Source organism: Pseudomonas sp. LBUM1656 (assembly GCF_059716065.1).
The window spans coordinates 3,894,751-3,907,425 of record NZ_CP166800.1; the positions used below are offsets into that span (position 1 = coordinate 3,894,751).

General features: G+C 58.7%; 15 protein-coding genes. 11 read left to right on the plus strand and 4 right to left on the minus strand.

Going from position 1 to position 12,675, the window contains the following annotated elements:
- Positions 1–58: 58 nt before the first annotated feature.
- The 7 genes from ACA072_RS17650 (at position 59) to phnE (ending at position 5,878) form a co-directional block, all read left to right on the plus strand.
- Positions 59–1,378, plus strand: a complete 1,320-nt coding sequence (locus ACA072_RS17650) for a hypothetical protein (protein ID WP_497619428.1) — start codon at positions 59–61, stop codon at positions 1,376–1,378.
- Positions 1,379–1,407: 29 nt separating this feature from the next.
- Positions 1,408–1,842, plus strand: a complete 435-nt coding sequence (locus tag ACA072_RS17655; RefSeq protein ID WP_497619430.1) for a hypothetical protein — start codon at positions 1,408–1,410, stop codon at positions 1,840–1,842.
- Between the two features lie 285 nt (positions 1,843–2,127).
- Positions 2,128–2,400: a hypothetical protein gene (locus tag ACA072_RS17660; RefSeq protein WP_497619432.1), complete on the plus strand. Its 273-nt coding sequence runs from the start codon at positions 2,128–2,130 to the stop codon at positions 2,398–2,400.
- Between the two features lie 247 nt (positions 2,401–2,647).
- Positions 2,648–3,499 carry a putative selenate ABC transporter substrate-binding protein gene (locus ACA072_RS17665; protein WP_497619434.1) on the plus strand — a complete coding sequence of 284 codons (852 nt, stop codon included), beginning with the start codon at positions 2,648–2,650 and terminating at the stop codon, positions 3,497–3,499.
- Positions 3,496–4,293, plus strand: coding sequence for a phosphonate ABC transporter ATP-binding protein (locus ACA072_RS17670; RefSeq protein WP_497619436.1), 798 nt, complete (start codon positions 3,496–3,498; stop codon positions 4,291–4,293). The genes ACA072_RS17665 and ACA072_RS17670 overlap by 4 nt, the downstream gene beginning before the upstream one ends.
- Complete coding sequence (locus tag ACA072_RS17675) at positions 4,287–5,114, plus strand: PhnE/PtxC family ABC transporter permease (protein ID WP_497619438.1); 828 nt, start codon at positions 4,287–4,289, stop codon at positions 5,112–5,114. Before ACA072_RS17670 ends, ACA072_RS17675 begins: the two co-directional genes overlap by 7 nt.
- Positions 5,111–5,878 carry a phosphonate ABC transporter, permease protein PhnE gene (gene phnE / locus ACA072_RS17680; RefSeq protein WP_497619440.1) on the plus strand — a complete coding sequence of 256 codons (768 nt, stop codon included), beginning with the start codon at positions 5,111–5,113 and terminating at the stop codon, positions 5,876–5,878. The genes ACA072_RS17675 and phnE overlap by 4 nt, the downstream gene beginning before the upstream one ends.
- 3 nt (positions 5,879–5,881) lie before the next feature.
- On the opposite strand, the gene ACA072_RS17685 is transcribed toward phnE, so the two are convergent.
- Together ACA072_RS17685 and ACA072_RS17690 are read right to left on the minus strand one after the other, a co-directional pair.
- On the minus strand, positions 5,882–6,274 hold the full coding sequence (locus tag ACA072_RS17685; RefSeq protein ID WP_497619442.1) for a GFA family protein: 393 nt from the start codon (positions 6,272–6,274) through the stop codon (positions 5,882–5,884).
- Positions 6,275–6,320: 46 nt separating this feature from the next.
- Entirely contained in the window at positions 6,321–6,653 is a 333-nt protein-coding gene (locus ACA072_RS17690; protein ID WP_438661435.1) for a hypothetical protein, read from the minus strand.
- A 225-nt stretch (positions 6,654–6,878) separates the two neighbouring features.
- On the opposite strand from ACA072_RS17690, the gene ACA072_RS17695 reads away from it, so the two are divergent.
- The 4 genes from ACA072_RS17695 to ACA072_RS17710 all read left to right on the plus strand — a co-directional run bounded on the left by ACA072_RS17695 (position 6,879) and on the right by ACA072_RS17710 (position 10,600).
- Positions 6,879–7,115 (plus strand): hypothetical protein, encoded by a 237-nt coding sequence (locus ACA072_RS17695; RefSeq protein ID WP_497619444.1) that lies wholly within the window; start codon positions 6,879–6,881, stop codon positions 7,113–7,115.
- A 224-nt stretch (positions 7,116–7,339) separates the two neighbouring features.
- Positions 7,340–8,872, plus strand: a complete 1,533-nt coding sequence (locus tag ACA072_RS17700) for a multicopper oxidase family protein (RefSeq protein ID WP_497619446.1) — start codon at positions 7,340–7,342, stop codon at positions 8,870–8,872.
- Between the two features lie 12 nt (positions 8,873–8,884).
- Positions 8,885–10,021, plus strand: coding sequence for a hypothetical protein (locus ACA072_RS17705; RefSeq protein WP_497619448.1), 1,137 nt, complete (start codon positions 8,885–8,887; stop codon positions 10,019–10,021).
- A 3-nt stretch (positions 10,022–10,024) separates the two neighbouring features.
- Positions 10,025–10,600, plus strand: a complete 576-nt coding sequence (locus ACA072_RS17710) for an SCO family protein (protein ID WP_497619450.1) — start codon at positions 10,025–10,027, stop codon at positions 10,598–10,600.
- Between the two features lie 36 nt (positions 10,601–10,636).
- On the opposite strand, the gene ACA072_RS17715 is transcribed toward ACA072_RS17710, so the two are convergent.
- Together ACA072_RS17715 and ACA072_RS17720 are read right to left on the minus strand one after the other, a co-directional pair.
- Positions 10,637–11,434, minus strand: coding sequence for a transporter substrate-binding domain-containing protein (locus ACA072_RS17715; RefSeq protein ID WP_497619452.1), 798 nt, complete (start codon positions 11,432–11,434; stop codon positions 10,637–10,639).
- Positions 11,435–11,502: 68 nt separating this feature from the next.
- Positions 11,503–12,672, minus strand: coding sequence for an NAD(P)/FAD-dependent oxidoreductase (locus tag ACA072_RS17720; protein ID WP_497619454.1), 1,170 nt, complete (start codon positions 12,670–12,672; stop codon positions 11,503–11,505).
- Positions 12,673–12,675 lie beyond the last annotated feature (3 nt).

Sequence of the window (12,675 nt, forward strand, 5' to 3'; positions counted from 1 at the left end):
TGACGCTCATGCCAATGTTCGGACTTAAGGGATAGTCAGCTTCATGTGGAAAAGTTGGTTGCAAAAACTCACCGGAAAAACATCTCTTACCGCAGTTACCCTACTCCCACCCGATCCACCAGAAACTACAACCACATGTGATTGGAAGTTGCTTGTCACGTCATGGAATGGATTCGACCGGGAGGCTGGCTTGCGGGCAGTCAGGTCTTCGCAGTCGGCCGAACGTCTGGCGGCTATTATCGTGCGGCTCAACGACTGGGTACCTCAGGTTCGCGAGGCTGCCAGGTGTGCTTTCGAAGACTACTTAACGCCAGCATATTCCGCGTCGTTGATCGCTCAAACTCCCGCCATTCTTGCACTTGAACATCGCCGACGCGAAGATCACAGCGTGACGATCAATAAGCTTGAAGCGCTGCTGGCAACACCTGAATGCCTGGTTCAAAGCATGACAGCCTTCAAAGCGAGCCGTGGCTGCTGCGCACGGTTGCTTTTCAGGGTGATCACCAAGACAAAGGTTGAAGATGAACTGGAGGCGTTTCTTATAACGAGCCTTCACCACGCGGATTTCAGCGTACGTCGGTTAGCGCTTGGCAAGGCAATCGAGCTTCCGCACACATTGGCTCAAAGAGCCATCGCCTTCGGGCTCGGCAGCAACAGCAGCATTCTCAGGAGACTGTCGTTTCTGGAAGCGATCCGATTGCAAAAGGACCGTGCACAACTGATCAAAGACTTTTTGACGGACCCATCGCCGGCGGCGAGGTCGACAGCGCTATGGGCAGCCAAAAAGTATGACGTTGACCCATTGTCAGTACTTCAGGCGCATCTGGCTGGCGCGATACCCAGTACAAAAGCTCGGTGGCTCGGTGTACTCGGGTTGGCGCAATTCCTCAACATGCGTATCCCTGAAGGCTGGATGAGAGCAGCCCTAAGCCAAAACAGTGGCGCAGTTCGTTCGCTCGTATTGATCCTCGAGGGGGAAGACCGGCCTGCGTTGCTTATCGCAGCGATCGCAGATCCGTCCCGGCCCGTCTTTGAAGCCGGCGTCCAAGGCTTGCGCCCTCAACCTTGGAGCATCATCGAATCGGCATTTACCCATCAACTCGAAACACTTTGGGTAACGTTGTCCCCCTCTCGACGCCAGGCGCTCCTCGAACTGATGCCCAAATGGACCCAGGCAGGGTTTCTTCTTCATCAGCTTCACCGCGGCCCTTGTGAGCCATCTTCGCTTGAGCAGATAAGGGTGTGGGTCGACGCCCAGCCCTACTCCATCACCGACCGAGAAACACCGAAAAGTGAGTGTGACCGGATCATTGAACAACTCAGTGCGCTGGAGATAGATCGGACATTACCTGTCGGGTCCATTGCCAGACTGACATGAGGTGGACAGGCTGATGGGCGCAACTGTGAATGTGGGTGTTGCGTCCGTCCGGGGCCAAGGCAACAAGTCCTCGCACAATCCAGCTCGACGGCCCAGAGCCATTGCTCGCAAGCAGACTTAAGTCCTCCCCTTGGAACCTCCATCTGCGACCGACCTACGAACTTCATATTGTCAGACCAATGGAAATAGCTCTTGAAGAATGGCAATCACTTTGCGCAAGTGATCCATCAATGAAGCTAGAAAACGAGTTGGCTCGCAGAAATCCCGTCACCGGTGAAACCATTGTCTCCAGCGGGAAAAATTCAGCAACTTGGACGTCTCTACTAACACAACAACAGTATCTCTTTGATTATCGCAGGGAGATGATTTCCTTCGTCTACAGCGATGCGGCAATCATAAAGGCCAAGGAAATTGCGAAAGCACTCGCAGCCAGTGTTGAAGGCGATGAAGGTGAGGAATATTGAAAATAGCTTGATGACGGATGCTCTCTGACTTCCGATCAATGGAGTTCACCTGCCAGCTGCTGACAGGCAGAAATCGGCCAGAAGCAGAACCTGGACTCGCTGCTAATGCGTAATGTTTTCGGTCGATTGTCTAAAACCGCGCCTTGCCATGCGTAACCCCTGGTTCGGTTTGAGTATCACGCCAGACACGCGACATAACGCGAGGAAAAAAAGCGATACCGCACACAACACTCGAGATCTATCGTCTACTTTTAGTTAGGTCATTCAATTTTTTGAGGAAGAAATATGCGAATTGTTATCCCTGCGGTTGCTGTGCTCGCATTGTTTGGCTGTGCGACGAACTCTGGCATCGTTGACCTTGGCGGAGGCAATTACGTTTATGAAAAGGAGGACGCGATGGCCTATAACGGTAGCTCGGTGAAGGTAGAGATACTAAAAGAGGCTGCTGCGTTTTGTAATAAACAAGGTAAGCAGCTTTCTGTACAAAGCTCCTCTGCAAAACCTTATGACCCCTACTCTTCGTATGCAGGTGCGGAAGTACAATTCAGTTGCATATAAACTGCTTGCCTGCCTGACAAACGCTTCGAATGGGGCTGGCTGGAGGCTGGGCTTGCTAGCTTCCCCCCTCAATCACAACATCAGTCAACGTGCGCTACGGGTCGATTGCCCCCCTCACGACACATATTGATCAGCTCAAAAGCGGTTAATATCGCTGCGCTTCGTCTACCCTCTCAAAGCGCCCCGTAGCAATCAGCATGTGCCGGGCACATCGATATTCTTCCGTTCATTTCACCGGAGAGCTTCCATGCTCAAGCGTACCCTGGCCCTGGCCGTCGGCTTTACCCTGTCTTTTGGCAGCTTGTTGGCGCAAGCCGCCGACACCTTGAAAGTCAGCGCGATTCCCGATGAAGCCCCGACCGAACTGTTGCGCAAGTTCAAGCCGCTTGGTGCTTATCTGGAGCAAAAACTGGGCATGAAGGTTGAGTTCGTGCCGGTGAGCGACTACCCGGCCGTGGTCGAGGCGTTGGCCACTGACCGCATCGACATGGCCTGGCTAGGCGGTTTCACATTCGTGCAGGCGCGGCTGAAAACCGGCAATGCGATTCCGCTGGTACAGCGCGAACAGGATGCCCAGTTCACCAGTAAATTCATCACCGCCGACCCGAACGTCAAATCCCTCGCCGATCTCAAGGGCAAGACCTTTGCCTTCGGCTCGGTATCCTCGACGTCGGGCAGTCTCATGCCGCGTTATTTCATGTTGAAGGACGGCATCAAGCCGGAAACCTACTTCAGCCGCGTGGGCTACTCCGGCGCCCATGACGCCACCGTCGCCTGGGTTCAGGCCGGCAAGGTCGACGCCGGGGTGCTGAACGCCAGCGTGTGGGAAAAACTGGTCGCCGCCGGCAAGGTCGACACCAACAAGGTCAAAGTGTTTGCGACTACACCGGCCTACTTCGATTACAACTGGACGGTGCGCGGTACCCTCGACCCGGCGCTGGCGGCGAAGATCAAGGCGGCCTTCCTCGCACTCGATCCGGCGAACCCGAAGGACAAGGAAATTCTCGATTTGCAGGCCGCCAGCCGGTTCATCGAAACCAGTCCTGACAATTACAAAGGCATCGAGGAAGCCGCACGCGCCGCCGAACTGCTGAAATGACATTGCGTCTGACCCAGGCCAGCCTGACCCACGCCAACGGCGTCCAAGCGCTGCGTGACGTGGGCTTGCACATCGGTGCAGGCGAACAGGTCGCCATCATCGGCCCGTCCGGCGCCGGCAAGTCGAGCCTGCTTAACTTGCTGGCTACCGCATTTCGACCGGACAACGGCGAGCTGCAGGTGCTCGGCGAGCAAGCGTGGCAGCTGTCTGCCCGACAGCGACAGCGTTTGCGCGCGCGCATCGGTCTGATCCATCAATCGCCGCCCCTGCCGCCGCGCCAACGTGTAGTCACTGCGGTGCTGGCCGGCAAACTGGGGCAATGGGGCCTGGGCAAGAGCCTGCTGAACCTGCTGCATCCGCTGGACATTCCGGGCGCACGCGCGGCGTTGGCCAGGCTCGACCTGGGCGACAAGTTGTTCGCGCAATGCCAGCAACTGTCCGGCGGACAACTTCAGCGCGTGGGCATTGCCCGCGTCTTGTATCAAGCGCCCGAGGTGTTGCTGGCCGATGAGCCGGTATCGGCGATGGACCCGGTGTTGGCCGAGCACACGCTTTCAGTACTGTGCCGCCATGCCCGGGAACACAACGTCACCCTGGTCGCCAGCCTGCACGCGGTGGAGCTGGCCCTGGCGCACTTTTCGCGGATCATCGGCCTGCGTGACGGGCAGATCCTGTTCGACCTTGCCGCCAGCGACATCGACCGCGAGTTGCTCGACAAGCTCTACGCCAACGAGCAACTGCAATCCTCGCCGGTGCCTCCAGTGTCCTTGAGTGTGCAGATCCCCCGATGCTGACGTCTGCTTCCCGCGATCCTGCCGCCCTGCCCCGTTTGCTGCTCAGCCTTCTGGCAATCGCCCTGTTGTGGCCGGGCATCCACTTCAGCGAACTGGACCTCAGCGTCCTGGTGGCGAGTGACAGTCAGAGTGAGATGGGCCGGTTTGTCTCGGCTTTCTGGCCGCCGGCTCATGATGCGGAGTTCATCGATCTGCTGTTGCAAGCCACCCTGCAGACCCTGGCCATCGCCACGGCCGGCATGGCCCTGGCGTTGCTGCTGGCCGTCCCCGCCAGCCTGCTGGCCAGTCGCGCCCTGTCGCTGTCGGCCGCCTCCCGTGCCGGCCGCCCGAGCTTCGGCGGCCAACTGCTGCGTTGGCCGGTACGCGGTTTGCTGATTTTCCTGCGCAGCGTCCCGGAAATCGTCTGGGCCTTGCTGTTCGTGCGCGCCGTCGGCCTTGGCCCGACCGCTGGGGTGCTGGCCATTGCCATTACCTACAGCGGCATGCTGGGGAAGGTCTATGCGGAAATTTTCGAATCGGTGGACCAGCGCCCAGCCCACGCGTTACTGCGCTCAGGCAGCGGTCGGCTTGCGGCGTTTTGCTACGGGATCTTGCCCAATGTCGCGGCGGAGCTGATGTCGTACACGGTGTACCGCTGGGAGTGCGCGATCCGCGCCTCGGTGGTGATGGGCTTTGTCGGTGCTGGCGGTCTGGGTCAGCAAATGGACCTGTCGTTGCGCATGTTCGCCGGTGGTGAAGTGGCCAGTCTGTTGCTGATGTTTCTCTTACTGGTGCTGCTCGCCGATCAACTCAGCCGCCTGCTGCGCTGGAGGCTGGCATGAATCGCCTGATCAACCTGGCCCTGATCCTCGCAATAGGCATCGCGGTCGTCGCTTCTTTCAGCTACTTGAACATCGACCTTGGCGAGCTCGGTGCCGCCGGCAACCTGAAACAGATGGGGGCCTATGCGCAGCGTTTTCTCAGCCCGGACCTGAGCGCGGGTCATCTGCAAGCCATCGGACACGGCGCCCTGGAAACCATTGCCATGTCCGCCCTTGGCACCCTGCTCGCGGCGGTATTCGGCCTGCTATTGGCATTGCCTGCGGCCGGGCGTTTCGGCTGGCCTTTTCAGAGTGCGTCGCGTCTGGTACTCAATGCCTTGCGCGCGGTTCCGGAACTGGTATGGGCCGCGTTGATGGTCCTGGCCGCCGGACTCGGCCCCAACGCCGGCACCCTGGCATTGGCCCTGCACACCACTGGCGTACTCGGCCGGCTGTTTGCCGAAGCACTGGAAAACACCCCACCAGAGCCCGCCGAAGCCATCCGCCTGCAAGGCGGTAATGCCGTTTGGGCATTCTGTTACGGCACACTCCCCAACCTGTTGCCGCAGCTGCTGGCGTACATCCTGTACCGCTGGGAAAACAACATCCGCATGGCCAGTGTGCTCGGCTTCGTCGGGGCCGGTGGCTTGGGGCAAATGCTCTATGTCAGCCTCAGTTTGTTCCAGGAAGCTCAAGCCAGTACGGTGATCCTGGCCATGTTGCTGCTGGTGTTCGCCGTCGACTCATTGAGCAGCTGGAGCCGTCAACGCTGGGTCAAGGCTTGATGGCTACTCCTCAGAACGCCCCGTGCCCTCGCGATCGTGCGGGTAGTGTCTGATGAGCGCAAACGCCGGCAACCAGGATTCGCGCCGCACGATCCAGCTCTCGTAAGTGGGCATCAGTTGATCAGGCTCATCGAGGGATCCCAGGTTCACTTCGATTTCGTCGGCGGTACGTGCGAAAACGGAAGAGCCGCAGCGAGGACAAAAATGCCGTCCGGCGTAGTCGCGGGTTTCACCCACGATCTTCACTGCCTCCTGGGGGAATATCGCGCAGGCATTAAAAAGGGCCCCGTGATGCTTGCGGCAGTCGAGACAGTGACAGAGACCGACCCGGTAGGGCCGTCCTGTCGCCTCGACTCGGACATTGCCGCACAGGCAGCCTCCGGTGAATCGGTCCATGCTGCGTCTCCTCTGAATCCACGCTTGAAGGCCCGTGCCGTCTGCATCAAGCCGTCGACATGGCGAACGTAATGAACCCCGTCGTGATAGTGGTCAAGGTCAGTCCGAGCAAAAACAGGCCGTCGGCAATTCGCTCCAATTGATAATTGCGCTTGGCCTTGCGCGTCCGAAGCGCCCAATAGGCAATCAGGCACGTCGTCAAATAGACGATCGCGTTGATCGCCAGCAGGTTCTGCCCGATAAGGTCCTCCTGGCGGACGTTGATCACCACCCGAAGAATCCCGACAACGGTGAGACAGACGCCCACCATCGCGCCGGATGAAGCGAATATATGGACACAGATGTCGTCATCCAGCGTGGTGTTTCGTTCGGAAATCATCGAGCCACCTCATCATTGCAGGTGCTGATTACTGCGGCACGCAGTGGGTCAGGTTCAGCGTAACCCAGAAGTAAAAATCAGCATTCTGCGACCCGGAAAATCGGATAGTCGGCGCGCTGACCGAGTCTGTCGAACAAGCGACCAGCGGGTTGGCAATACCTGGTGATAACACCTATTTTTTCAGCTCCGATTGACACGACAGAGTTGACGAAAAGGAGCCATCAAATGCGATCCCTCAAAGCAATTCTCGTTACATCACTGCTCGGTGCCGGTCTGATTGTTCATACGGGCATCGCGAGTGCCGAAGGGGACATTGCGAAAGACGTCAGAGAGGACGTTCGTGATGTCGACAAAGATGTCGACCGTGACGGAAAAGACATCGATAAAGAAGCCAAGGAGTTGGATAAAGAGCGACATAAAGATGATCGCCATCTAGATAAAGAAGAGAAAAAGCACCTTTGATGCTTATCAAAAAGTGCTGCTCATCGCCTGGACGCTGCCCCTTGGATCCCAAAACTTGCGCGTAACGAGAATTGTTCTAAACTGCTAAAAGTTGCGCGCAACCCCCCTCAAAGCCACGCAGGACATGGCCTTGCGCATTTGCGTGGTGTCTTCTGATCACCCTTCGGCAACGCATAGGCGGACTGCGCACGCAGTTCCTTGCCAAGCCATCGAAGGTCGCGATCATGCCCAGAGCTTTCAGCGTCCGCCCCTTTGCATGCTGCGTAAGCGTCGTTGCGCTGGCATTGACCGGTTGTGCGACCCAGCACTCCGCTGAGCCTGCGTCCCCACCGCTACGCCAGAATCCCGAATTTACCTACGATGCCAGCGGTGTGACCCACGCCACGCTGACGGCGGCCGAACAGCAGGTCAACGTCGGTAATGAGCGTTACGTGTCCCTGGTGTTCAACGGCGACTACGATTCGCCGCTGATTCGGACCCGACCGGGCGGGACCATGGCGATCCGCCTGGATAACCGCATGGACGAAATCACCAACCTGCATTTCCACGGCATGCAGGTATCCCCCCTGGACGAGGGTGACAATATTTTTCGCGTGACCCAGCCTCATCAGGTCGGCGAATACAACGTCAAGCTGCCCCTCCAGCACAGCCCGGGCGCCTACTGGTATCACAGCCATTTCCATGGTGGCTCCCAGCGTCAGGTATCCGCCGGGATTGCCGGACCGATTCTCGTCGACGGCATGCTCGATCCTTTTCCCGAACTCAAGGGCATCAAGGAACAGGTCCTGGTGCTGCGTAATTTCCAGAAAACCCTGACCGGCAAAGTCGCCAGCGAGATCATCACCAGCGCGCCGTCGATCCGCACGGTCAACGGCCAGGAAGTGCCGATCATCGACATCAAGCCCGGTGAAACCCAGCTCTGGCACTTCATCAATATTGCGGCGAACCAGTATTTCCGGATTCGCATCAACGGTCAGTCGGTGCAGGTGTTGTCCCGCGATGGCAATACCGTTACGCGCCGGGTCGACGCGGATCAGGTGCTGATCGGGCCGTCGGCGCGGTTCAGTGTGTTGGTGGTCGGGCCACCGGCAGGCTCCTACGAAGTTGAAACGGGCTCCGGCAATACCGGCCCGGCCGGCGATGATTACCCGCAAGCCAAACTGGCGGTATTGCGTTCCAGCGGTGAGCGGGTCGCGACCCGGCAGATCACCAGTGCGTATCCGCCGGCAGAGGACTTCAGCAAGATCGCGGTGAACAAGACGCGTCAGTTCGCTTTTCAGGACTCGGACACCGACTCCAACGCGTTCTTGATCAACGGCACCCGCTTCGAACTGGACCGGGTCAACACCACGGTCAAGCTCGGCGATGTGGAAGAGTGGCGCCTGTTCAATCCGTCCCAGGAATTGCATCAATTCCATATTCACCAGGTGGATTTCCAGGTCACCGAACTCAACGGCAAACCGGTGCAGTTCAGCGGCTACCGGGACAATGTGTTCATCCCCGCCACGGGTTCGATCACCGTGCGGATTCCGTTTCGCGATCCGGTGATCCTCGGCAAGTTCGTCTACCACTGCCACATCCTCGAACACGAGGACGGCGGCATGATGCAGGCGATCCAGGTGGTCAAGCCCGAGGACTATGAGCAGGCGGTCAAGCTCGAACCCTTGGGCGGGCTGTACGGTGAAAACAACCAGTTGTGCTCCTACCTGCGCAACACCGGACAGGACCCGAAAGCGTCCAGCCCGCTGATCAAGTAAAGGGGCAATGCCATGTGCAACTATCGCTTGGCTGTTTTACTTGTGGGATCGGTGTATGCCGTTGAATCGACGCTGGCCGACGACGGGCAATACCCCAACGTCGGCATGGATTACGACGCGACCTTTCAGTTTGACCATGTGCATGCCGATTCGCCCCAGGGCGGCAATCGCAACAGCTCGGATGCCTACCCGGACATCAACAGCACGTTTTACTTCCGTTTCAGCCACGATCAGCAGATCCAGTTTTCCACCGAGATCAATCCTGTGCAGGGGCCGGAACCCGGGCAGAAACGCTTTTTCGAAGACGTGGGCCTGGTGATCAACGACCTCAACTATTACCAGAACAACGCCAACTCGGCGTTCATGGTTGGCAAGTACCACGTGCCGTTCGGTCGTGCGCAGGACCAGGCGCCCGGGCTCTACACCGAAGATTTCGTCGCCACTTACGATCTGGACGGCATGCTCGGCGGCACGGTGGCGTACCGGTTTTTCGATCAGCGCCTGGGCATGATCGAACCCAACATCAGTGTCTACACCGCCGACAATTCGTTTCTCGGAAGGCCTTACCTGCGCCATGGTGAGAAGCTCCAGCGCTCCGATGGCGGCCCGTCGAACACCGGCAAACTCGACTCCTATGCGCTGACGGTGAACTGGCTGGCGATTCCGGCGGTGCCCTATCTGGAAATGCAGGCCGGCTACATGTTCAACAAAAAGGCCGAGGACGAGACGCAAGCCAATCCACCTGGCGAAGACGATGAAACCATCAAGATCGCCTCCGCCCGCTATATCTGGGCCTACTCGCCGAGCACCGACCTGGAGCCGACGCTGGCGGGGCATTACTTCGATATCGTGCCCTTCATCGAATTCGCCGATGTCGACAATGAAGAGGGCATCAAAGGCAATGACACCCGTTACCTGACCACGTCGTTGACCTTTGATTTCGGTGACTGGGCACTGGGCGCGACACGCACCGACAAGCATCGTGAATCCACCGGGGGTGCGGATCGGCAGGATTACCTCAACGAGCTGAGCCTGACCTACAACATCACCGGCCAGCTCAAGCTTGGGTTGTCAGCCGGCACGCAAAAGCAGGATGGCCAGATGTCCGAACTGGTCGGGCTGGCGCTGACCTATTCGGGAGGGTATTGAGTGATGAACAGGCTGCGCGTGGCAGGCCTTCTGTTGCTGATGGGGTTGGCCAGCGGCGTCATGGCGGCAACCCGAACCGACATCGGTGGGCCGTTCCAACTGACCAACCAGAATGGCCAGCGGGTTACCGAACGCAGCTTTGGCCAGCCGGCATTGCTGTACTTCGGGTTCATGACCTGCCCGGCCATCTGCCCTACTGATCTGGCGAAAATGGCCCGTATCAGTCGGCAACTGCAACAACAGGAAGGCATCACGGTGCGGCCGATCTTCGTGACCATCGACCCGGAGCGTGACACGCCGAAAAAACTCAAGGAGTACGTGAGCTACTTCGCCAGCGACTTCGTCGGCTTGACCGGCTCGGCACAAGACATTGTCCGCATCACCGACGCTTATCACGTGTATTACAAGAAAGTGCCATCCGGGGACAAACCGGACCAGTACATGATGGATCACTCGACGATCCTGTTTCTGCTCGACAGCCAGGGCCGCTACCTCAAGCATTTCGGTCGCGGCATGAATGAGAAGGACATCGAAAAACAGGTGGTCGCTGCACTGGCCGATGCAGCGGCCGGACGCTAGATCAAATCTCCCCCACTGCTTGGCCCGAATCGGACTTCATTGTGGCCAGAGATCGACCGGAAAGTACTTCTGCGAAATCTGCGTGTACTTGCCCGAAGCATGCAGCTGAGTGAGCGCCTGATCGATTCGCGCCTTGAGAGCAGTGTCACTTTTGCGCAAGCCCGCGCCGATACCCAGGCCATAGAGCAAAGGGTCCATCTTGACGCTGCCTACGCCCTTCTCCTCATACGCCAACCCGTCCTGGGACTTCAGGAAATCGATGTCGCCGAGCTTGTCGAGGAACATCACATCGATACGGCCTGCCAGCAGATCGGCGTTGCAGTCTTCCTGCGTGGTGTAGATACGGATGGTCGAGGCTTTGCCGTAAGCGGTGCGGATGAACTCGGCGTTGGTGGTCGAGCCCTGCACCCCGATGGATTTGCCGGCCAGGCCTTCCGGTGTCAGCGTCAGGTTGACGTCCTTCGCAGCAACGAAAATCCCGGTCGTCTCGTAGTAAGGGCGCGAGAAGGCGATGACTTTCTGCCGCTCAGGGCTGATGCCCATTGAGTTGAAGAGCACGTCGAACTTGTTGGCGAGCAGGGCCGGGATGATGCCGTCCCAGGCCACTTCCTTGATCTCGCACTCGGCTTTCATCTGTTCGCAGAGCGCGCGGATCAGGTCGGGCTCGAAACCGGTGTATTGCCCGGTGGGTGTCTTGACCAGAAACGGCGGATACGGCTCGGCGGCCACACCGAAACGCAGCTTGTCGTCTGCTGCGCTGGCCGGAGCCGTTAAGGCACTCAACGTCATGCCGATTGAGGCCAGTAAAGCCAGATTGCGGAGTATTCGTTTCATGGTCGATCCTTTTTTTCAGGAGGATGGTTGCGAACAAAACGATTCAACATCAGTACAAAAAAACCTTTCTAAACCCTGGGTACCGGCAACGGCAGCCATCCCTGGATCGCTTGCCAATCCGGCTCGAGGGCGGCAAAACGAGAGAGCGAGAACGTCGACAGGTCGGCGAAGCTGCACTCACCGTCGATTACCAGATCGCGAATGGCATGACCGCTCGCCGGCGAGAGCCCGAAACCGACACCGGACATCGTCGCGACCGCGACGTTATCCAGCGCCGCCGGACGATCGATGACGGGGCGACCATCCGGCGTGTTTTCAATGAATCCTGCCCAGCTGCGAATCACCCGTTTGTGCGCGATTTTGGGGAACAGTTCGGCCAGTCGTTTGGCGATATTGCATTGCAGGGGTGTCGACTGCGGACGCGTGCCGCGCAGATCGGCGAGTTCGACCCATTCATGCGGGCCGCCGCCATACGCGAGGTTGCCGCGCAGGGTTTGCCGGCCATACAAACCATTGCCATCGACACCCCCCACCGCCAGTAACGGCAACGGTTCGGTCACGATCATCTCGGCGCGGGCGGTGACCAGCGGAATGTCTACGCCCAGTTGCGCCGCCAATTCACCGGTATGCGGGCCGGCGGCAATCACCAGGTGGTCGCAGGCGATCAAGCCTTGTGCCGTGCGCACGCCCGTCACACGATCGCCTTGGCGTTCGATGGCGATGACGGGCGTGTGTTCGAGAACGCGGCCGCCGAGATTTTGCAGCGCCCATGCGTAGGCCTGCAGGGTGCGGTGCGGATTGGCGTGGCCGCCGAAATGGTAGTAGTAGCCCGCCAACACGTTATCGCCCGCGAAAGGCACGAGTTCCCGAACCTCCTGAGGGTCCAGGAGGTCAGCGCGCAATCCATAATACTTGGCTTCGTCCACGACTTTTTTGTCGAGTGACAACTGGTGTTCGGTGAGATCGATGCTGATGCGGTCCGGGCGATACTCGGTGGGGTAACCCAGCAATTCGTCCATCATCGGCCACAGTCGCTGTTCTTCGAGAAACAGCGGACTGTGGTGATGCGAACACCCGCCGCCGTTACGGCCCGAGGCGCCCCAGCCAATCAGGTGGGCGTCGAGGACCAGCACATCGACGCCATCGCGCGCCAGCCACCAAGCGGCGCTCAGTCCGGTCACACCGCCACCGACGATGACGACAGATGCACGGTTGGATGATTTCTTGACTGCCTGCATGGT